The 22,083-nt window shown below is 68.8% G+C and carries 14 protein-coding genes; 12 read left to right on the forward strand and 2 right to left on the reverse strand.

Features of this window, described 5'->3' with window-relative positions; translation table 11 throughout:
• Nucleotides 1-130: 130 nt before the first annotated feature.
• Nucleotides 131-799, reverse strand: coding sequence for a hypothetical protein (locus E6P78_RS18825; RefSeq protein ID WP_136204774.1), 669 nt, complete (start codon nt 797-799; stop codon nt 131-133).
• Between the two features lie 170 nt (nt 800-969).
• On the opposite strand from E6P78_RS18825, the gene E6P78_RS18830 reads away from it, so the two are divergent.
• The 3 genes from E6P78_RS18830 to E6P78_RS18840 all read left to right on the forward strand — a co-directional run bounded on the left by E6P78_RS18830 (nt 970) and on the right by E6P78_RS18840 (nt 5,432).
• The gene (locus E6P78_RS18830) at nt 970-2,181 is read left to right on the forward strand and encodes a HupE/UreJ family protein (RefSeq protein ID WP_136204775.1); all 1,212 of its coding nucleotides are present in this window, start codon (nt 970-972) and stop codon (nt 2,179-2,181) included.
• Between the two features lie 135 nt (nt 2,182-2,316).
• Nucleotides 2,317-4,290, forward strand: a complete 1,974-nt coding sequence (locus E6P78_RS18835; RefSeq protein WP_136204776.1) for a metallophosphoesterase family protein — start codon at nt 2,317-2,319, stop codon at nt 4,288-4,290.
• Nucleotides 4,291-4,364: 74 nt separating this feature from the next.
• A complete protein-coding gene (locus tag E6P78_RS18840) occupies nt 4,365-5,432 on the forward strand; it encodes a DUF916 domain-containing protein (protein WP_136204777.1) in 1,068 nt (355 codons plus the stop codon).
• Nucleotides 5,433-5,502: 70 nt separating this feature from the next.
• Here E6P78_RS18840 and E6P78_RS18845 read toward each other — a convergent pair whose 3' ends face one another.
• The gene (locus E6P78_RS18845; protein WP_240799270.1) at nt 5,503-9,348 is read right to left on the reverse strand and encodes a GH92 family glycosyl hydrolase; all 3,846 of its coding nucleotides are present in this window, start codon (nt 9,346-9,348) and stop codon (nt 5,503-5,505) included.
• 496 nt (nt 9,349-9,844) lie between these two features.
• On the opposite strand from E6P78_RS18845, the gene ngcE reads away from it, so the two are divergent.
• The 9 genes from ngcE (at nt 9,845) to E6P78_RS18890 (ending at nt 22,077) form a co-directional block, all read left to right on the forward strand.
• Nucleotides 9,845-11,290 (forward strand): N-acetylglucosamine/diacetylchitobiose ABC transporter substrate-binding protein, encoded by a 1,446-nt coding sequence (ngcE, locus tag E6P78_RS18850; RefSeq protein WP_136204779.1) that lies wholly within the window; start codon nt 9,845-9,847, stop codon nt 11,288-11,290.
• Between the two features lie 50 nt (nt 11,291-11,340).
• On the forward strand, nt 11,341-12,264 hold the full coding sequence (locus E6P78_RS18855; protein ID WP_136204780.1) for a sugar ABC transporter permease: 924 nt from the start codon (nt 11,341-11,343) through the stop codon (nt 12,262-12,264).
• Nucleotides 12,265-12,382: 118 nt separating this feature from the next.
• Entirely contained in the window at nt 12,383-13,276 is an 894-nt protein-coding gene (locus E6P78_RS18860) for a carbohydrate ABC transporter permease (protein ID WP_136204867.1), read from the forward strand.
• A gap of 250 nt (nt 13,277-13,526) precedes the next feature.
• A complete protein-coding gene (locus tag E6P78_RS18865; protein WP_136204868.1) occupies nt 13,527-14,726 on the forward strand; it encodes an ROK family transcriptional regulator in 1,200 nt (399 codons plus the stop codon).
• Between the two features lie 132 nt (nt 14,727-14,858).
• A complete protein-coding gene (locus tag E6P78_RS18870) occupies nt 14,859-15,917 on the forward strand; it encodes a substrate-binding domain-containing protein (RefSeq protein ID WP_136204781.1) in 1,059 nt (352 codons plus the stop codon).
• Between the two features lie 231 nt (nt 15,918-16,148).
• The gene (locus E6P78_RS18875; protein WP_078622658.1) at nt 16,149-16,937 is read left to right on the forward strand and encodes an ATP-binding cassette domain-containing protein; all 789 of its coding nucleotides are present in this window, start codon (nt 16,149-16,151) and stop codon (nt 16,935-16,937) included.
• Complete coding sequence (locus E6P78_RS18880; RefSeq protein WP_136204782.1) at nt 16,934-18,235, forward strand: sugar ABC transporter permease; 1,302 nt, start codon at nt 16,934-16,936, stop codon at nt 18,233-18,235. Before E6P78_RS18875 ends, E6P78_RS18880 begins: the two co-directional genes overlap by 4 nt.
• Nucleotides 18,236-18,439: 204 nt before the next feature.
• Nucleotides 18,440-20,419: a 1-deoxy-D-xylulose-5-phosphate synthase gene (dxs, locus tag E6P78_RS18885; RefSeq protein ID WP_136204783.1), complete on the forward strand. Its 1,980-nt coding sequence runs from the start codon at nt 18,440-18,442 to the stop codon at nt 20,417-20,419.
• A gap of 152 nt (nt 20,420-20,571) precedes the next feature.
• Nucleotides 20,572-22,077, forward strand: coding sequence for an amino acid permease (locus tag E6P78_RS18890; protein ID WP_136204784.1), 1,506 nt, complete (start codon nt 20,572-20,574; stop codon nt 22,075-22,077).
• Nucleotides 22,078-22,083 lie beyond the last annotated feature (6 nt).

A 22,083-nucleotide genomic window follows, 5' to 3' on the forward strand; every position in this document is an offset into this window, starting at 1 on the left:
AGCGATCTCCAAATACAACGCACGCGGACCCGCCATCGACCGCACCACCTACAAAGCCACTATCAGCATCAACATGCTCATGAACGGGCCTTGACACCCCGGACCCCGACCTAACTGAACGGCGTTGGGCCTAGAAGTCGTCCAGCCACACCACGATCCCGGTGCGCCCGGTCAGTGCCGCCGCGGCGCCCGCCCGGATGGCGGCCGCGCAGCGGGCGTCGGTGAACGAGGCGGGGTCGTACGTCGAGGACATGCCGAGCCCCTCCCCGCGGAACGAGGCCCCCGACCAGTCGACCGCCGTCACGTTCTCGGTGGGTTCGGCGAGTTCCGCCCCCACGACCAGGAACTTCTGGGCGAGATGGCTCGGGGTCACCGTCGTCAGGGGGTCGATGAGGTCGTTGCCCGCGCTGACGACGAGATCCGGGTGCAGGTCCAGCGCCCGGGTGACGGCGGGCAGCAGGTCTGTGTCACCGGACGCGGTCACGGTGCGCAGGTCCACGTCCGTCTCCCGCGCCCACTCCTTCACCGCCTTGGCGAGGGTCTTCGCCGGGCGGTCGCCGCCCGCGGTGAGCAGGACGACACGGGTGCCGGGAGCGGGCCGGACCCCGGACCACGAACCCGGGCTCGGCGTGACGGTCGACTCAGGCGCGGGCGGCCGGTCCGGATCGGTGAACCCCGCCCCCGGTGTGCCGACGGCGGAGGGGGCGGGGCGCCGCTGCGACCAGTCGTCACCCGGGGCGCATCCGGTGAGCAGGGCGGCGGCCACCGCCAGGACGGCGGCGAGAGGCGGGCGGTACAAGGCGATCGTCCTTCGGTGCGGGGCGGCTTTTCCCTCATCCTGGTCGGCCGTTCCACACGATCTCCATCGATCCGACCGCTTTCGAACGCTTGTTTTCTCATGGTTCGCCGACCGGTCGTCGGCGGTTCATCCGCGACCAGCACGGTGCACGGGCAACCCCAAGGAGACCCATGTCGCACCGTGCCCGCCACCTGCTGCTCGCCTTCGCCGCGGCGGCCTTCCTCTTCCTCGGCCTCGCCGGGCCCGCAGCCGCCCATGGCTTCACCTCCGTCGTGTACGCGCACGTCACCGCCGATGGTGACGGCCGGCTCCGGAGCGAACTGAAGCTGGAGTACGACCTGCTCGTGGTCTCGGCCGCAGACGCGGGGTCGGACGACCCCCTCTTCCGGGCCGGGACCGACGCGTTCGAAGCCAAGGACACCGACGCCCAGGCCAAGGCCCTGGACGCGCACCGCGCGACCGTCCTCGACTACGTCACCCGCCGCTTCTCGGTCACCGCCGGTGGCGCCGACTGCGAGCCCGCTCCCGCCGGCGGCTTTCGGATGGGCACCGAGCAGGGCGTGCCGTACGCCCTGCTCACGCTCGACTGGACCTGTCCCGGACACGGCACCGGCGACCACGAGATCCGCGGCGGCCTCTTCCCCGACCCGGAGGGATACGTCAAGGGAACCAAGACGATCGTCACCTACGCCGTCGACGGCCGCACCGGCAGCGCCGCCCTCGACAGCGGTCACCCGGCCTTCTCGATCAGCCAGTCCTGGCCGCAGCGCTTCTGGGAGTTCTTCCGCCTCGGCGCCGAGCACCTGCTGACGGGCACCGACCACATCCTGTTCCTGCTCGCCCTCATCGCCGGATCGCGGCGGCCCCGCGAAGTCGTCCTGGCGGCCACCGCGTTCACCCTCGCCCACTCGGTGACGTTCCTGCTGGCCGCCCTGGGCTTGGTCGACGTCCCCGCCGGGCTGGTGGAGCCCGTCATCGCGCTGTCCATCGCCGTGGTCGCGGGCTGGCACCTGTGGCGCCTGAGAGGGGCCGGCGACCGGGCCGCGGAGCTTCCGGCGCCGGACGGGAGCCGGTTCGGGCTGGACCGCGCCGGGTGGACCCGGCTCGGCGTGGTCTTCGGCTTCGGCCTCGTGCACGGCCTCGGCTTCGCGGGCGCACTCGGCATCGAGGCGGCGTGGTCATGGACCCTGCTGTGGTCCCTGCTGGTGTTCAACGTCGGCATCGAGGCCGTCCAACTCGGCTTCATCGCCGTGCTGTTCCCGCTACTGCTGCTGCTCGGCCGCCGCTCTCCGCGGGCCGCCCGGTGGGTCACCGGAGCCCTGTCCGCGGGAGTGGCCGGCATGGGCCTCGCCTGGTTCGTGCAGCGCGTGACCGGATCGTAGGCGCGTTCCGCAGGCGATGTTCAGCCTCCGCCCGGATCGCCTTCGCGCGCTGTTCACCCGGGGCCGGGAACTTGGTGCCGTCCTTCGTGTGCGCACATCCTGCCCACCATTTGTACACAAAAGAATCGATACTTCATGAGAACGAACCCTTCCCAGCGGGCCGGCCGGCCCGTGGGGCACCGTGCGGTCACCGGCGCCACCGCCGCCTTCCTCGCTCTGGCCGTGGCCTTCGCGGGCGGACATGCCTCGCCCGCCGCCGCGGCCGAAACCTCCACCCTCTCCGGCATCGTCCTGGGCGTCGGTGCCAACGAGACCCAGCGCACCGTCAGCTGGTACTCCTCCGCCGACACCGCCCAGAAGGTCCAGCTCGTCCCCACCGCGCGGCTCACCGGTGGCGAGTTCCCCGCCGACGCGGCCGACTTCGACGCCCTGGGCGCCAAGAACACCGCCGGCGGCGGCTACAACCGCAGTGCCACGCTCACCGGCCTCAAGGAGAACACCGCGTACTCCTACCGCGTCGGGACCGACGGCAACTGGTCCCCGGCGTACTCCTTCACGACCCAGGACTTCGAGGGCGACTACGACTTCCTGTTCCTCGGCGACCCGCAGATAGGCTCCTCCGGCGACCTGGCGCAGGACCGGGCCGGCTGGCAGGACACCCTGGACGTGGCCACCAAGGCCAACCCGAAGGCCGAGATCCTGGTCTCCGGCGGCGACCAGGTCGAGAGCGCCAACAACGAGTCCCAGTGGACCGCCTTCCTGGCACCCGACCAGCTGCGCCAGTACCCGTGGGCCGCCACCATCGGCAACCACGACGTCGGCGGCAAGGCGTACGAGCAGCACTTCTCGACGCCGAACACCGACAACTCCGGTGCGCTGTACGCCAACGGCAAACCGGCGTCCGACACCTCGGGCGGCAACTACTGGTACATCTACAAGGATGTGCTCTTCATCGACCTCAACAGCAACAGCTACGACACCGCCCAGGGCGGCGGGGGCGACGAGGCGCACACCAAGTACGTCACCGACGTCATCAACGAGCACGGCTCCGAGGCCAAGTGGAAGGTGCTCGTCTACCACCACTCGATCTACTCGCCGGCCTCGCACGCCAAGGACAAGGACAACAAGGCCCGCCGGGTCGACTTCCCGACGACCTTCTCCCGGCTGGGCGTCGACATGGTCCTCCAGGGCCACGACCACAGCTACTCCCGCAGCTACCTCATCAAGAACGGCAAGAAGGCCGACCCCGACGAGCAGCCCGGCGCGGCGGACGTCTACCCCGGCCCCGGCGGCGTCCTGTACGTCACGGCCAACTCGGCCTCGGGTTCGAAGTACTACGACATCACCCCGCCCGACTCCAGCGGCACCAGCGGCGCGGGCAACGGCGCCGACCCGCTGAACCCGGACAGCTACTGGTACAACTCGGTCCAGAACCAGGAGCACGTCCGCAGCTACGTCAAGGTCCGGGTGCGGGACGACGAGCTCGTCGTGGAGAACATCCGCAGCGGCACCTGCGAGGCCCCCAACTCCCAGGTCTCCAAGGGCGACTGGTGCAAGAACACCACCACCGCCCAGCCGGTCGGCTCGGTCGTCGACAAGGTGAGCGTCCACCCGTACCACGGTGACGGCCAGTCCCTCCAGGTCAACGTCCCGAAGCCGGCCCCGGGCGAGTTCGGCTGGACCATCGACGGCTACAACGGCCTGGTGGACCTCGGTACGGCCAAGGAGGAGAACGGTGACCACTTCACCGCCTCCGGCAAGATCAACCCGATCCGCGTGACGGACACCCGCCGCTCGCTCTCCCCGTGGGCGGTCTCGGCCGGCGTGAGCACGTTCAAGGACGCCGGAAAGACGTTCGCGGGCTCCTACCTCGGCTGGTCGCCGTACATCCTCGACCAGGGCGCCGGCGCCAAGGCCGGTCCGTCGGTCCCGTCCGGCTACGCAGGCAAGGGCGACGGCCTGGCCCTCTCCCGCAACCTCGGCTCCGCGCCCCAGGGGCACGCCCGCGGTACGGCCAGGCTGGGCGCCGACCTCGACCTGAAGATCCCGGACTCCGTCCAGAAGGGCGGCTACCGCGCCACCCTCACCATCACCGCGCTGAGCAGCTGACCCTCCCCGCTCCACCGGCGTGGCAGGCTCCGGTACGCCGCAGCCTGCCACGCCGCCGTTCCGAGAGAGACCCCATGCACGCAGTGGCACCACCTCGCCGCACCGCCGCCGTCCGCGCCGCCCTCCTCGCCCTCCTCGCGGCCCTGGCGTTCGCCGTGACCACCGGCCCGGCCCGGGCGGCCGGGGGCGACGTCACCTGGACGGTCCGGACGGCCGGGGGCGACTACGGGGAAGACCGATCGAGCTTCAGCTACGCCGTCAACCCCGGCGGTGAGGCCGAGGACGCCCTCGTCGTGGCCAACCACGGCACGGACCCGCTGAGCCTCGCCGTCTACGCCGCCGACGGCTTCACGACCGAGAAGGGCCAACTCGACCTGCTCGCCGAGGGGAAGAAGTCCCGCTCCATCGGCGCCTGGGTGCGGCCCGGCCGCGAGAGCGTGCGGATACCCCCGGGCAGGAGCGCCGAGATCCCCTTCACCGTCGAGGTCCCGCGCAACGCGCCCCCCGGGGACTACGTGGGCGGCATCCTGACGTCGCTCAAGCAGGCCGGTGACACCGAGGGCATCACCGTCGACCGGCGCCTGGGCATCCGGATCAAGCTGCGGGTCAGCGGCGCACTGAAGCCCGCGCTCGCCGTCGAGGACGTGCACATCGACTACCGGGGCACCGCCGACCCCTTCGGCCGGGGCGACGCCACGGTGACCTACAGCCTCCACAACACCGGCAACGCGCTGCTCTCCGGCGCCCAGAAGGTCACCCTCACCGGCCCCTTCGGCATGCTGAGCACCGAGGCCGGCAAGATCGCGGCGCCGCCGGAGCTGCTGCCCGGCGAACGCTGGAAGGTCACGGTCCCCGTCCACGACGTCACCCCGGCCTTCCGGCTCGCGGCCACCGTCGCCGTCACCCCGCTCCTCACCGACGCCGCGGGCTCCACCCGAGCCCTCGACCCCGTCCGGACCACGGCCCACGGCTGGGCCGTCCCCTGGACGCTCCTGCTGCTCCTGGTCCTCGTCCTGGGCGTGGGCGCGGCGGTGTTCGTGTTCCTCCGGCGGGCGCGTGTGCGGCGCGCACGGCGCGAGGAGGAGCGGGTGCGCGAAGCGGTGGAGCAAGCGCTGCGCGACAAGGCGGAACAGCACTCCTGAGGGCATCGCGCATACGAGGACGGGCCGCCCGGCGTCCGGGCGGCCCGTCGTCATGGGTGCGCCGGGTGACTCAGGAGATCAGCTCGATCTCCGCCAGCGTCGCCGCTTCCGTGCTCACCAGCCGGTACTTCGCGTACGCCTTCGGCGCCCGTACCGAGAACGCCCGGGTCTGCTTGTCCCAGGCGAAGGTCTGGCCGGACCGCTTGTCGAGGTCCTTCCAGGAGGTGCCGTCCGCCGAACCCTGGAGCACCCAGCCGGTCGGGGCCTCCGCCGCCGTCGCCGAGGTCAGCGTGTACTGGACCGCCTTCGTGCCCGCGGGGGCCGGCAGCTCCACCGTCGCCACCGCGCCCGAGGTCGCCGAGGTGTTGTCGAACAGCGGGCCCTCGCCCTTCAGCACGTCCTTCCGGGGGGACGGCACCTGGTCGTCCTGGGTGATGGAGACCGGGGCGGCGTTCTTGCCGGTGCCCCAGGCGGACGGCTTCGCGCCCATGTCGAAGTCCAGCGTCCCGCCCTTGGCCAGCAGGTCGTGCGGCAGCGAGGTGGAGGTCCACTTCTTGCCGTTGACCTTCAGGCCCTGGACGTAGATGTTCCGCGCGCTGTTCTTCGGTGCCTTGACCACCAGCTTGCGGCCGTTCTCCAGGTGCACGGTGGCCTTGGTGAACAGCGGGGAGCCGATCGCGTACTCGCCACTGCCCATGACCAGCGGGTAGAAGCCGAGCGAGGAGAAGAGGAACCAGGCCGACTGCTCGCCGTTGTCCTCGTCGCCGTGGTAGCCCTGGCCGATGTCGCTGCCCGTGTACAGCCGGCCGAGGACCTCGCGGACCTTCTCCTGCGTCTTGTACGGCTGCCCGGCCGCGTCGTACATGTAGGTGACGTGGTGGGCGACCTGGTTGCTGTGCCCGTACTGGCCCATCCGTACGTCACGGGCCTCCGTCATCTCGTGGATGACGCCGCCGTAGCTGCCGACGAACTCGGGGCCCGCCGTCTCCGGGGTGGCGAAGTACGTGTCCAGCTTCTCGGCCAGGCCGTCCCGGCCGCCGTACAGGTTGGCCAGGCCCCGGCTGTCCTGCGGGGCGGTGAAGGCGTAGCCCCAGCCGTTGGTCTCCGTGTAGTCGTAACCCCAGACGCGCGGGTCGTACAGGTCGGAGGGCAGGCGCCAGTCGCCCTCGGCGTCCTTGCCCTGGAAGAAGCCCGCCTTGTCGTCGAACAGCTCCACGTAGTCGCGGGCCCGGTTCATGAAGTACTCGGACTCGTCCTTGTAGTGCTGCTTGTGCGTCTTCTCGTAGAGCGCCTGGCCCATCCGCGCGATGCCGTAGTCGTTGAGGTAGCCCTCCAGCGACCAGGACAGGCCCTCATGGGTGGAGGTGTCGGCGTAGCCCACGAACGGGGACGTCTCCATGCCCTTGCGGCCGACGCCCGAGGTCGGCGGGACCACGGTGGCGTTCTTCAGGGCCGCGTCGTACGCCGCCTCGGCGTCGAACTTCACGCCCTTGACGTACGCGTCGGCGAACGCCACGTCCGAGGAGGTGCCGGTCATCAGGTCCGCGTAGCCGGGGGAGGACCAGCGGGAGATCCAGCCGCCGTCCTTGTACTGCTGCACGAAGCCGTCGACCATCTCGCCGGCCTTCGAAGGGGTGAGGAGGGAGTACGCCGGCCAGGTCGTCCGGTAGGTGTCCCAGAAGCCGTTGTTGACGTACACCTTGCCCCGGACGATCTTCGCGCCGGTGTGCGTCGGGGTGTCCGAGCCGACCTGCGGGGAGAACGGGGAGGCGTAGGTGTCCTTGCCGTCGACCTTCTCGAAGCCCGAGTTCGGGTAGAGGTAGAGGCGGTACAGGCTGGAGTACAGCGTGGTCAGCTGGTCGGCGGTCGCGCCCTCGACCTCCACCTTGCCCAGCAGCCCGTCCCAGGCGTCCCGCGCCTTGTCCTCGACCTGGGCGAAGGAGCGCGAGGCGGGGATCTCGGCGGCCAGGTTCTTCTTCGCCTGGTCGACGCTGATCAGCGAGGTCGCCAGGCGCAGGCCGACCGTACGGTCCTTGCCCGCGTCGAAGCGGAGGTAGCCGGTCACGTCGTCACCGCCGCCGCCGGAGAGCTTGCCGCTCGCGGTGACGGGCGCGTCGAAGACCCCGTACACGAACAGGCGCGTCGCCCCGGTCGAGCCGCCGCTCCTGACGTCGGAGAAGCCCGTGAACGAGCTGGTGTCCGGGTCCAGGGTGAGCCCGCCGTCGTTGGAGACGTTGTCGAAGACGATGCTCGCGTCCTTGCCGGGATACGTGAACCGCATCCGCGCCGCGTGGTCGGTCGGCGCCATCTCGGCCTTGAGGCCGTTCTCGAACGTCACCCCGTAGTAGTGGGGCCTCGCCGTCTCGCTCTCGTGCCTGAAGGGCAGCGCGCGTGCCTCGCGGGAGGCGTCCGGGGTGCCGGAGGCCGTCGACGGCATCAGCTGGAAGGTCTGCCGGTCACCCATCCAGGGGCTCGGCTCGTGGCTCGCGCTGAACGCCTGCATGGTGGGCAGGTTGTCGTCGTTGTTGCCCCGCGCGTAGTCGTAGAGCCAGCTGGTCGAGCCGGCGTTGGTGACCGGGGTCCAGAAGTTGAAGCCGTTGGGGACGGCGGTCGCGGGGAAGTCGTTGCCGCGCGAGAAGGAGCCGCTGGAGTTGGTTCCGCGCACGGTCGAGGCGTAGTCCGAGAGGTGCGCCTTGCGCTTTTCCGGGGCCCTGGGCGCGATCTTCAGGTCGTCGATCCAGCCCTGGAACTTCGCCGGGCCCTTCGGGGAGTCGTACGCGACCAGGACGCGGTCCACGGTCTTGCCCGCCGCGACGGTGCCGATCCCGGCTTCGACCTTGTTCCACTGGTTGACGTACAGCCGCTTGGCGTCGGCCTGGCCCTGCGGGGTCAGCAGCCCGCCGTTGGAGTCGGTGGCGTGCAGGTCGCTCAGGTAGGTGCCGTCCGTGAACGCCAGGTCCACCGCGACGTGCGTGGCCGGATAGGACAGGTCCGTCTCGCCCATCTGGGGGTAGACCAGGTAGGAAAGCTCGGTGTCCCGGGTGACGGGCGTGTTGACGTCGAAGACCTTGTTGTACGAGTAACCGCGGCCGTCCGCCTTGTGCGTGCCCGCGTACCGCAGCGCCTTCCTGCCGGTGAAGCCCGCGCCGGCCTTCGCGGTGGGGGAGCCGGACGGGCCCCGGTCGACCTGGCTGCGCATGTCGGCGGGGGCGGGGGCGGAGGTGTCGCCGTCGGAGAACTGGACGTCGGCGAGCTGGGTGGCGTCGGTGGCGCCGTTGTTCCTGGTGATGTCCAGGCGGAAGTGCTGGTAGGCCCTGTCCGCCGTGAAGTCGTACGACTTGGTCTGGAACCGCTCGCTGAAGGTCTGACCGGTCCGGGTGTCCAGGTCCGTCCAGCTCTCGCCGTCCTCGGAGCCCTGGAGGGTCCAGTCCCTGGGGTCGCGCTCGTCGTGGTCGTCGGCCGAGGTCAGCGCGTACGTCACGACCTGGACCGGCTCCGTCAGGTCGAACTCGACCCAGGCGGTGGGCTCGAACGAGAGCCACTTGGTGCCGGACTCGCCGTCGACGAGGTTCTCCTTCACCTCGCCGCCGCCGGTGTTCTCGTCGCTGGCGCGGACGTCCGTGACCTTGTCGGTCACGTTGCCCGGTATTCCGGAGGAGAAGCCGCCGTCGATGCCCGATGCCCGCTTCTTTCCGTCAGGGCCTTCTTCTACGGTATTGCGCCAATCCGGCTGCTTTTCGTCCTCTTCGAAGGACGTACTGAATGTCCGGTCACCCGCGGGCTTTTGGCCTTTTCCGGCCGGCCCGGCCGATTGGGCGGCGGCCGCCGTGGGGGCTGTCACGACCAGGACCAAAGAGGCCGCGATCAGCGCCGCCGTGTTGCTTCGTCTCGTGCGAGAACGGTGTGGGGGGTGCATGCCGAGCCATTCCTCCCGGGGAAGTGCGCTTGGACAACGTTGTCAGAAGATGCGCAGGAACAAGTAGGGAGTGAAGTGGTCTGTGATGTCAAGGGTGTTGGGCCCGAGCCGGCCGCAGAATCGACCGGAATGCGGAAATCGTTACATCCGAAGGAGGGCGTACGGTGCCGAGGTATCCGCGAGGTCTCAACTCGGGAAAGACTCCCGTGCAAACTTGCTTTCGATCTTGCTCAGTTGGCGGCAAGTGGACTATACCTGTCGGCGTCTGCACAGCCGGGTCACTGGTTGAGCGGCTGGGGGACCCGGGGGAGGACAACACGACGCCGCAGGTGCGTCGGCTGTTCGGTGCCCCGACGCCCCCCACGGCAATGGTTAGCCTGAAATCTGTACCACCCAAGCGCAACTGACCGCGGTGGCGGGGCCCTTCGCTGAGGCGAATAACGACGGGGCGACCGGTACACACCGCCTGAGTCCTGGAGAAGGCGAGGACTTGAGCATGGGATACACCTCCGCCCACAAGAATGAGGGCCTTGGCCGTCGCGATGTGATCAAGCGTTCTGCCGCACTCGGTCTGATCACCGTTCCGACGATGAGCTTCCTGTCCGCCTGCGCGAGCGGCGACAGCGGCAGCGACGACACGGTCAAGAAGGGCAAGACCAGCGCGAAGAACCCGCTGGGCGTCAACGAGACGGCTTCCCTCGACGTGGTCATCTTCAACGGCGGCTTCGGCGACAAGTACGCGAAGGACGCCGAGAAGAAGTACAAGGCGTCCTACCCGAAGGCCGATGTCAAGCACTCCGCCACGCAGAAGATCCAGTCGCAGCTCCAGCCGCGCTTCAACGGCGGCACCCCGCCGGACCTGATCGACAACTCCGGTGCCGAGCAGATGGACATGGGTGTCCTCGTCGGCAAGAAGCAGCTGCTCGACCTCACCCCGCTGATGGACGCCCCGTCCATCGACGACCCGTCCAAGAAGGTCCGCGACACCCTGCGTCCCGGCGTGCTGGAGATGGGCCAGTTCGACGGCGAGCAGGTCTGGATCATGAACTACGCCTACACCGTGTACGGCGTCTGGTACTCGCAGACCGCGCTCGACAACCTCGACGCGCAGTACCCCGAGAACTGGGACGACATGCTCGCGCTCTGCGCGAAGGCGAAGAAGAAGGGCGTCGCCGGCTGGACGTACGCGGGCAAGTACCCGTACTACCTGCCGTTCTCGCTCTACCCCTTCATCGGCAAGATCGGTGGCCGCGAGGTTCTCGACAAGATCGACAACCTTGAGCCGAACGCGTGGAAGGACCCCGCCGTCAAGGCGGCGTTCGAGGCGTACTACGAGCTGTACAAGAAGGGGTACATCCTCCAGGGCACCCCCGGTCTGACCCACATCCAGTCGCAGACCGAGTGGACGAAGGGCAAGGCGCTCTTCATCCCGAACGGTTCGTGGGTGGAGAACGAGGCGGCGCCGACCACGCCCAAGGACTTCAAGATGATGGTCGGGGCGCCGTCCAGCCTGGACTCGTCCGACAAGCTGCCGTTCGGCACCATCTGGGCCGCCGGCGGCGAGCCGTTCATCGTCCCGGCCAAGGCGAAGAACCCGCAGGGCGGCATGGAGCAGCTGCGCATCATGCTCTCCGAGGAGTCCTCGAAGAACTTCACCAAGGAGGTCAAGTCCCTGAGCGCCTTCAACGGAGGCACCGACGGCCTGACCCTGTCCACGGCCCTCCAGTCCGGTGTCGACGCGCTGAACAAGGCCGGCGACAACGTGTTGAACCCGCGGCTGCAGGACTGGTACGGCAAGCTCCAGAAGGAGCAGATCGGTACCGCCTGCCTCGGCGAGATGATGGCCGGGCGCCTGACGCCCGCCGAGGCCATCAAGAAGATCCAGGACTACGCGGACGCCGCGGCCAAGGATCAGTCCATCAAGCACTACAAGCACCAGTGAGCAACCGTCACCAGCGGCGGCACCCGCGGAAAGATCGGGGTCGGTAAACGATGCAGCACGGCAAGTACCGGTTCATTGTGGGGTTCCTGGTAGTCCCCTTGGCCTTGTACGCGGTCTTCGTCATCTGGCCGTTCATCCAGGCCATCTACTATTCCTTCACGGACTGGACCGGTCTGAGCCCGGACTTCAAGATGGTCGGCTTCAGCAACTACACCAGGATGCTGAAGGACGACATTTTCTGGAAGTCCCTCCAGCACAGCGTGATCCTGGTGCTGGTGCTGCCGCTGGTGACGCTGAGCCTCGCGCTCTTCTTCGCCTTCATGCTGAACGTCGGAGGCCGCCGGCGGAAGAACGCCGCGGTCTCCGGTGTGCGGGGCTCGGGCTTCTACAAGATCGCTTATTTCTTCCCGCAGGTCCTCTCGATCGTCATCGTCGCCCTGCTGTTCCAGTTCGCGTACAACCCGCGTTCGGGAATGGTGAATTCGGCGCTCAAGGGGATCGGTCTCGACTCCGTCCAGCCGGACTGGCTGGGTGACCCGAGTCTGGCCCTGATCTGCGTCATGGTGGTGCTGGTCTGGTCGACGGTCGGCTTCTTCGTCGTCCTCTTCTCGGCCGGAATGGCGTCCATTCCCAAGGACTTCTACGAGGCGGCGCTCCTGGACGGGGCCAGCCGCGTCACGACGTTCTTCAAGATCACCGTGCCGCTGCTCTGGGACACCATCCAGTCGGGCTGGGTCTACATGGGCATCCTGGCCCTCGGTGTCGAGGCGTTCACGGCCGTCCAGGTCATGACCGTCGGCCCCGGCGGCCCCGACTACGCGACCTCCATCCTGCCGCTGTACGTCTACCAGACCGCCTTCCGGGACGGTCAGGCCGGCTACGCGACGACGATCGGTGTCGGACTGTTCGTCGTCACCATGGCGTTCGCCGCCGTCGTGATGCGGCTGGGCCGGCGCGATCGGCTGGAGTTCTGATGCTGCGCTTCCCGGGACGCGGTGCCCGGACCCCCAGCAGGCAAAACAGCCCGGTCTCGGCGGCCGGCTCGACAGTAGTACGAGGTGAGCACACGTGAAGGCCACTGAAAACCCTCCCGTGGTCGCGGTGAAGGAACCGGCCCCCGTATCCAAGGCGCCCGCCCCGGGCGGCAAGGAGAAGAGCAGCGAGGGCAAGACCCTCAACGTCTTCTCGCACGGCGTGCTGATCATCTGGGCGATCCTGGTGGTCATGCCGCTGCTCTGGGCGGTCATGTCCTCGTTCAAGAGCGACGACTCGATCCTGTCGACCCCCTGGGCGCTGCCGGACAAGCTCCACTTCGACAACTGGTCGCGCGCCTGGAGCCAGGCGCACATGAGCGACTACTTCTTCAACACGATCATCGTGGTGGGCGGTTCGCTCATCGGCACCCTGCTGCTCGGCTCGATGGCGGCCTACGTGCTGGCCCGGTTCGACTTCCCGGGCAACCGCTTCATCTACTACTTGTTCATCGGCGGGATGAGCTTCCCGATCATCCTGGCGCTGGTCCCGCTGTTCTTCGTGATGAACAACATGGGCCTGCTCAACACGCGGCACGGACTGATCATGGTCTACATCGCGTACTCACTGCCCTTCACCGTCTTCTTCCTCACCTCCTTCTTCCGGACCCTGCCAGGCTCGGTGGCGGAGGCGGCGATGATCGACGGGGCCTCGCACACCCGGACGTTCTTCCAGGTGATGCTGCCGATGGCCAAGCCCGGCCTGATCAGCGTCGGTATCTTCAACTTCCTCGGACAGTGGAACCAGTACATGCTGCCGACGGTGCTGAACACCGACCCGAAGTACCGGGTGCTCTCGCAGGGGCTGGTCGAACTGGCCAACAGCCGGGGTTACAAGGGCGACTGGTCCGGGCTCTTCGCCGGTCTGGTGATGGCGATGCTGCCGGTCCTCGCGGCCTACATCATCTTCCAGCGCCAGGTCGTGGCGGGGCTGACCGCGGGTGCGGTGAAGTAACGCCTCCGCCCCCCGCCCCCGTTCCGCCCGCCCGCACCTCCTGAACACACCTCCCGAACGAACCGAACCGCCCGCCGGCATCCCTGCCGGCGGGCGGTTCGTCTGTGTACGGGGGAGTACGGCCTGCCGGCGGTACGGGGGAGCGGTGCTCATCGGTGGCTCGGACTGCTCAAGGTCTTGACGGGGAGGACCCCAAAACGGTCAGCTTAGAGTTCACATGTTGGAGAATATGGCAGGAGTGAGTGAGTCGATGGAGACTCCGGGGTCGCAGACGTCTCTGCATCGCGCCAACCTTGAGCGGGTCGTGCGCGCCGTACGTATGGCTGGTTCGCTCACCCAGGCGGAGATCGCCAGGAGTACGGGCCTGTCCGCGGCCACAGTCTCCAATATCGTTCGCGAACTGAAGGACGGCGGCACGGTCGAGGTGACCCCCACCTCGGCGGGCGGCCGCCGGGCCCGCAGCGTCTCGCTCAGCGGCGACGCGGGCATCGTGATCGGCGTCGACTTCGGCCACACCCACCTGCGCGTCGCCGTCGGCAACCTGGCTCACCAGGTGCTCGCCGAGGAGTCCGAGCCGCTGGACGTAGACGCCTCGTCGGCCCAGGGCTTCGGACGGGCGGAACATCTGGTCAACCGCCTGATCGAGACCACCGGGATCAGCCCCGGCAAGGTCATCGGGGTGGGGCTCGGTGTTCCCGGCCCGATCGACGTCGAGTCCGGCACGCTGGGCTCCACGTCGATCCTGCCGGGCTGGACGGGCATCAACCCCAGCGAGGAGCTCGCCGCACGCCTCGGAGTGCCGGTGTACGTGGACAACGACGCCAACCTCGGCGCGCTCGGCGAGCTGGTGTGGGGGAGCGGCCGGGGGGTCAGGGACCTCGCGTACATCAAGGTCGCCAGCGGTGTCGGCGCCGGTCTGGTGATCGACGGGCACATCTACCGGGGCCCCGGCGGCACGGCCGGCGAGATCGGCCACATCACCCTCGACGAGTCGGGCCCCGTCTGCCGCTGCGGCAATCGCGGATGCCTGGAGACCTTCACGGCCGCGCGCTACGTCCTGCCCCTGCTCCAGCCCAGCCACGGCCCCGATCTCACCATGGAGCGGGTGGTCCAGCTGGCCCGTGAGGGCGATCCGGGCTGCCGGCGGGTGATCGGCGACGTCGGGCGGCACATCGGCAGCGGGGTGGCCAACCTCTGCAACCTCCTGAATCCGAGCCGCGTGGTGCTCGGCGGCTCGCTGGCGGAGGCCGGGGAGCTGGTCCTCGGGCCCATCCGCGACTCCGTGTCCCGCTACGCCATCCCCAGCGCCGCACGACAGCTCTCGGTGCTCCCGGGGGCCCTGGGAGGCCGGGCGGAGGTGCTGGGGGCGCTGGCGCTCGTGCTGAGCGAGATGGGGGATTCGACCCTTTTGGAGAGCACCTTGCCCGCGGCCACCCCTGCCTTCACTTAGATAACGAATGGCACCGTTGTCATCTCGTTAAGGATTTACTCCTTGACGTCGCCCCTGCGGCCGAGTTGACTTCCAGCCACCTCGGCCGCGACGTTGCGGCCTCGTCAGGGAGGCAAACCCCCAATGAACGCAATGACGCGACGCATCGTCATAGGTACGGCCGCAGTTTCGATGGCCGTCTCCCTCGCCGCTTGCGGCAAGGCGGGCGACGACAAGAAGGACTCGGCGGACTCGGGCAGCAAGACCAAGATCGGTCTGCTTCTCCCGGAGAACAAGACCGCCCGCTACGAGACGCTGGACAAGCCGCTGTTCATCGAGGCGGTCGAGAAGGACTGCGCGGAGTGCGAGGTCGTCTACAACAACGCGGCCAGTGACGTCGGCCAGCAGAAGCAGCAGTTCGAGCAGCAGATCGCCGACGGCGTCAAGGTCATCGCGATCTCCTCGGTCGACGCCGAGAAGTCCGCCGCGTGGGTCGCCGACGCGCACAAGAAGGGCGTCAAGGTCGTCGCGTACGACCGCGCCATCGAGGGTGCCGACGCCTACGTCAGCCACGACAACGAGAAGATCGGCAAGCTCCAGGGCCAGGCCATCCTCGACGCCCTCGGCTCCAAGGCGGCCGACTCCAACCTCGTCATGATCAACGGTGACGAGAAGGACCCGAACGCCGGCCTGTTCAAGAAGGGCGCCCACGCGTCCCTCGACGGCAAGGTCAAGATCGCCTACGAGGCGTCCGGCGAGTGGGACCCGAAGATCGCCGGCGAGAAGATGACCGCCGCCATCTCCTCGGTGGGCAAGGGCAAGATCGACGCGGTCTACTCCGCCAACGACGGCATGGCGGGCGGCATCATCACGTCCCTGGGCAACGCCGGCATCAAGGACATCCCGGTGGGTGGCCAGGACGCCGAGCTCCCCGGTATCCAGCGGATCATCGCCGGTACGCAGACCTTCACGATCTACAAGTCGCCGAAGCAGCTCGCCCCGGCGGCCGCCCAGTTCGCCGTCAACCTGCTCCAGGGCAAGGACATCGGCGCCGAGGGCGAGACGGACGGCGTTCCCTCCACGCTGCTCGAGCCGACCGTGGTGAACAAGGACAACATCCAGTCCACCGTGATCAAGGACGGCATCTACCAGGCCTCCAAGGTCTGCGTGAAGGACATCGCCGCCAAGTGCACCGCACTGGGCATCAAGTAGTCCCTCCTCGCGCCAGGGCCGGCCGGCCCTGGCGCGTACGGGTTTGATCCGCGCCGCACGGCGGAGTCCGCCCACCCCATGACTGTCCGGCCCCGGCCGGCCCACACCCCGCTGCCGGCCGGGTGCCGGACGCTCTTCCCCCAGTACTTCCCGTACGTCGACGCAGCCCCTCGTGGCGCGGCGTCTCCGCCGGTCAGGCGGCACATCCCCGCCGGTCAGGCGGCGAAGGAGATGGTTCACGTGTCACAGACGCCCGTGCTGGCGTTGCGTGGAGTCTTCAAGCGATTCGGAGCGGTCCAGGTCCTCTCCGGTGTCGATCTCGAAGTCCACGCCGGAGAAGTGGTCGCCCTGGTCGGCGACAACGGTGCCGGAAAGTCCACGCTGGTCAAGACGATCGCCGGCGTGCACCCCATCGATGAGGGCGTCATCGAGTGGGAGGGCGCGAAGGTGGACATCAGCCGTCCGCACGACGCCCAGAACCTCGGCGTAGCCACCGTCTACCAGGACCTCGCGCTCTGCGACAACCTGGACGTCGTCGCCAACCTCTTCCTCGGGCGCGAGATCAAGAAGGGCGGCGTCCTCGACGAGGTCGCCATGGAGAAGCGGGCCCAGGACCTCCTGTCCACGCTCTCCATCCGTATTCCCAGCGTCCGTATCCCGGTCGCCGCGCTCTCCGGTGGCCAGCGCCAGGTCGTGGCCATCGCCCGCGCCCTGGTCGGCAACCCCAAGATCGTGATCCTGGACGAGCCCACCGCGGCCCTCGGCGTCGAGCAGACCGCACAGGTCCTCGACCTGGTGGAGCGGCTGCGCGAGCAGAACCTCGGCGTCATCCTCATCAGCCACAACATGGCCGATGTGAAGGCTGTCGCCGACAAGGTCGCCGTGCTGCGACTCGGCCACAACAACGGCATCTTCCCGGTGGCGACGACCAGCCACGAAGAAATCATCGCCGCGATCACGGGCGCCACCGACAACGCCGTGACCCGCCGCAAGTCCCGCAGCGCGGAGGCATCCAAGTGAGCAACACCAACGAGACCCCGGCCAAGGTCCCGGCCCAGGCAGACGCCACCACCGAGGCTCCCGCGGCTGCGGCCGGCGCGGTCAGGGTCGTCGACCCCCGCCTGCTCATCCGTGAGCAGGGCTTCAAGGGCTACTGGACCGAGTTCAAGCGCAAGGTGCGCTCGGGCGAGATCGGCTCGCTGCCTGTCGTGGTGGGCCTGATCATCATCGGGATCGTCTTCCAGCTGGAGACCGGCAACTTCCTCACCTCGTACAACCTCGACCAGATCACGCTGTACGCGGCGGGCCCCGGCATCATGGCCGTGGGCATCGTCTTCGTACTGCTGCTCGGCGAGATCGACCTCGCGGTCGGTTCCGTCGCGGGTCTCGCGGGTGCGGTGTGGGCCGTGGTCGGCACGGACATACCCGACTCCCTCGCCATCGTGGTGGGCATTCTGTCCGGCACGGTCATCGGCGCCTTCCACGGCATCGTCTTCGCCAAGATCGGCGTGCCCGCGTTCGTCGTGACCCTGGCGGGCTTCCTGGGCTGGGCCGGCATGCAGACCTGGGTGATGGGCGACAAGTCCACCATCACCACCCCCCTCGGCAGCTTCGTCCGCGACCTGACCAGCTACTACTTCGCCGACGTCGCCGCCGCCTACGGTCTCGCCGTGGTCGTGATCGTCGCCTTCTACCTCGCGCAGCTGCGCGACGCGAGGCGCCGCAAGGCCGCGGAGCTGCCGCACCGCCCGCAGAGCGAGATCATCCTGCGCACCGTGCTGCTCGCCGTCCTGAGCCTCCTCGCCGCGTACGCGTTCAACCAGGAGCAGGGCCTCCCGCTCTCCCTGGTGATCTTCCTCGGGATCTTGGTCATCACCGACTTCGTTCTGCGCCGCACCACCTACGGCCGTCAGGTCTTCGCGGTCGGCGGTGGCGTCGAGGCAGCGCGTCGTGCCGGTATCAACGTGTCCTGGATTCGCATCTCGGTGTTCATGATCTCCGGCACGCTCGGTGCGGTCGGCGGTCTCTTCCTGGCCTCCGCGACCGGCGGCGCCGACCGTTCGCTCGGTGGCGGCAACCAGCTCATGATGTGCATCGCCGCAGCCGTTATCGGCGGTACGTCCCTGTTCGGCGGACGCGGCAAGGTCTGGTCCGCGCTGCTGGGCATCCTGGTCATCCAGTCGATCGTCCAGGGCCTCAACCAGATGAACCTGTCGTCGAACGCGATCCAGTACATGATCACCGGCGGAGTACTCCTCATCGCCGTGATCATCGACTCGGTCTCGCGCAAGACCCAGAAGACCGCAGGCCGCGCCTAGGATCTGTCCGGCGAAGATCCGCCGGACAGAGCCCAGGGCGCACGCCGCACGCACCACCGCCGGAGCCCGGCGCCCCGCGAAGGGGCGCCGGGCTCCGGCACGTACCGGCCCGGACGGGGCAGCCCGCCCCGCCCCCGCTTCGGGGGGAGGCCGTTAGACTCATCGGATCGGCATGCTCGACCAGCACAATCGCAAGGAGGCACGGTGACACAGCCGCGCGAAGCGCGTCACGCACGGGCGGTGGTGGGCGACGGATGGGATCTGCTGACCCGCATCGGCGGACCGCGTGACCTTGACCGGCTCACTCCCGAGCAGCTGGAGCAGCTCGCCGAAGAGATCCGGACCTTCCTCGTCGACGCCGTCTCCAAGACCGGCGGCCACCTCGGACCCAACCTCGGCGTGGTCGAGCTGACCATCGCCCTGCACCGGGTCTTCGACTCCCCGAAGGACAAGGTCCTCTTCGACACCGGCCACCAGAGCTACGTCCACAAGCTCCTCACCGGCCGCCAGGACTTCACCAGGCTCAAGAGCAAGGGCGGCCTGTCCGGCTACCCCTCGCGCGCCGAGTCCGAGCACGACGTCATCGAGAACTCGCACGCCTCCACCGTCCTGGGCTGGGCCGACGGCCTCGCCAAGGCCAACGAGGTGCGCGGCAAGGACGACCACGTCGTCGCGGTCATCGGTGACGGAGCCCTCACCGGCGGCATGGCCTGGGAGGCGCTGAACAACATCGCCGCCGCCAAGGACCGCCCCCTCGTCATCGTCGTCAACGACAACGAACGCTCCTACGCCCCCACCATCGGCGGCCTCGCCAACCACCTGGCGACCCTGCGCACCACCGACGGCTACGAACGCTTCCTGGCCCGCGGCAAGGACCTCCTGGAGCGCACCCCCGTCGTCGGCAAGCCGCTGTACGAGACGCTGCACGGCGCCAAGAAGGGCCTCAAGGACTTCATCGCCCCGCAGGGCATGTTCGAGGACCTCGGCCTGAAGTACGTCGGCCCCATCGACGGCCACGACATCGAGGCCCTGGAGTCCGCGCTCCAGCGCGCCAAGCGCTTCGGCGGCCCCGTCATCGTGCACTGCCTCACCGAGAAGGGCCGCGGCTACACCCCCGCCCTGCTCGACGAGGCCGACCGCTTCCACGCCGTCGGCAAGATCCACCCCGACACCGGCCTGCCCGTCGCCACCTCCGGGCTCGACTGGACCTCCGTGTTCGGCGAGGAGATGGTCAAGCTCGGCCACGAGCGCGAGGACATCGTCGCGATCACCGCGGCCATGCTCCAGCCGGTCGGACTGACCAAGTTCGAGAAGGAGTTCCCGGACCGGATCTACGACGTCGGCATCGCCGAGCAGCACGGCGCGGTCTCCGCCGCGGGCCTGGCCACCGGCGGCCTGCACCCCGTCTTCGCGGTGTACGCCACCTTCCTCAACCGGGCCTTCGACCAGGTCCTGATGGACGTCGCCCTGCACAAGTGCGGGGTCACCTTCGTCCTGGACCGGGCCGGGATCACCGGAACCGACGGCGCCTCGCACAACGGCATGTGGGACATGTCGATCCTCCAGTGCGTGCCCTCGCTCAGGATCGCCGCCCCGCGCGACGCCGACCAGGTCCGCGCCCAGCTGCGCGAGGCCGTCGAGGTGGACGACGCCCCGACCGTCGTCCGCTTCTCCAAGGGCGCGGTCGGCCCCTCGGTCAAGGCCGTCTCCACGGTCGGCGGCATGGACGTGCTGCGCGGGCCCGACGCCGCCCGGCCGGACGTCCTGCTCGTCTCCATCGGCGCGCTCGCCCCGATGTGCCTGGAGATCGCCGACCTGCTCGACGCCCAGGGCATCTCCACGACCGTCGTCGACCCGCGCTGGGTCAAGCCGGTGGACGAGGCCATGGCCCCGCTCGCCGCGCAGCACCGCGTCGTCGTCACCGTCGAGGACAACAGCAGGGCCGGCGGCGTCGGCTCCGCCATCGCCCAGGCGCTGCGCGACGAGGACGTCGACGTACCGCTGCGCGACTTCGGCATCCCGCCGGTCTTCCTCGACCACGCCTCCCGCAAGGAGGTCATGGCCGAGATCGGGCTGACCGCGCCGGACATCGCCCGCCAGGTCACCGGCCTGGTCGCCAAGCTCGACGGCCGCTACGAGACGGCCGCGGAGAGCCGCACCGTCGCGGAGCGCGTCCGGGACTGATCCCTACCCGCACCTCGGCCGAATGGGCCGGTCGGCCACCCTGTACGGGTGGTTCGACCGGCCCATTCGCGTGAAATCCCGCAGTGGAAGGCGTGGAGCGGGCGGCCGGGTCCGAATCATGGCGTGCACGACGAGTGCGTGGAGGTACGCCGGTGAGCACGCAGAAGGACCTGCCCCCCAGCGGAGGCGGGCTGTTCCGGACCAAGACGGTCGAACAGTCCATCCGCGACACCGAGGAGCCGGAGCAATCCCTCAAGAAGTCCCTCTCCGCGCTCGACCTCACGGTCTTCGGGGTCGGCGTCATCATCGGCACCGGCATCTTCGTCCTCACCGGGAAGGTCGCCAAGGAGACGGCGGGCCCGGCCACCGCCATCGCCTTCGTGGTCGCCGGCGTCGTCTGCGCCCTGGCCGCCCTGTGCTACGCGGAGTTCGCCTCCACGGTGCCGGTGGCCGGCTCGGCGTACACCTTCTCCTACGCCTCGCTGGGTGAGCTGGTCGCCTGGATCATCGGCTGGGACCTGGTGCTGGAGTTCGCGCTGGGTACGGCGGTGGTCGCGGTCGGCTGGTCCGGCTACGTCCGCTCGCTGCTGGACAACGCCGGCTGGCACCTGCCGGACGTGCTGTCCGGACCGGACGTGGCGGAAGGGTTCGGCTTCGACATCCTCGCGTTCGCCCTGATCCTGCTCCTCACCGTCATCCTGGTGCTGGGCATGAAGCTGTCGGCCCGGGTCACCACGGTGGTCGTCGCCGTGAAGATCGCCGTGGTCCTGGTCGTCATCATCGCGGGCCTGTTCTTCATCGACACCGCCAACTACTCGCCGTTCGTCCCCGAGGCCGAGCCGCAGCCCTCCGGATCGGGGTTCGACGCCCCGCTGGTCCAGCTGATCTTCGGCTACGCCCCGACGAACTTCGGCGTCATGGGCATCTTCACCGCCGCCTCCGTCGTCTTCTTCGCGTTCATCGGCTTCGACGTCGTGGCCACGGCGGCGGAGGAGACGAAGCTCCCGCAGCGCGACATGCCGCGCGGCATCATGGCCTCGCTGTTCATCTGCACCGCGCTCTACGTCGCCGTATCGATCGTCGTCACCGGCATGCAGCACTACACCGAGCTGTCCGTCAGCGCACCGCTCGCCGACGCCTTCAAGGCCGTCGGACACCCCTTCTACGCGGGCGTCATCAGCTTCGGCGCGGCGGTCGGCCTCACCACGGTCTGCATGATCCTGCTGCTCGGCCAGACCCGGGTGTTCTTCGCGATGAGCCGCGACGGCCTGCTCCCGAGGTTCTTCTCCAAGACGCACCCGCGCTTTCGCACCCCGTACCGCCCGACCATCCTGCTCGGCGTGATCATCGCCGTCGTCGCCGGCCTGACCAGCATCAACGAGCTGGCGACGCTGGTGAACATCGGCACCCTCTTCGCCTTCGTGGTCGTCGCGCTCGGCGTCATCGTGCTGCGCCGCACCCGCCCGGACCTGCACCGCGCCTTCCGCACCCCGTGGGTGCCGCTGATCCCCATCCTGTCGGTGGCCGCCTCGGTCTGGCTGATGCTCAACCTGCCGGCCGAGACCTGGCTGCGGTTCGCGATCTGGATGGTGATCGGCGCGATCATCTACTTCTCGTACGGGCGCAAGCACAGCCGGGTGCACCGCACCCGGGCGTGACCCTCC

Origin of the sequence: Streptomyces sp. A0958 (assembly GCF_004795035.1) — a bacterium.
In the GTDB taxonomy this organism is placed as follows: Bacteria; Actinomycetota; Actinomycetes; order Streptomycetales; family Streptomycetaceae; genus Streptomyces.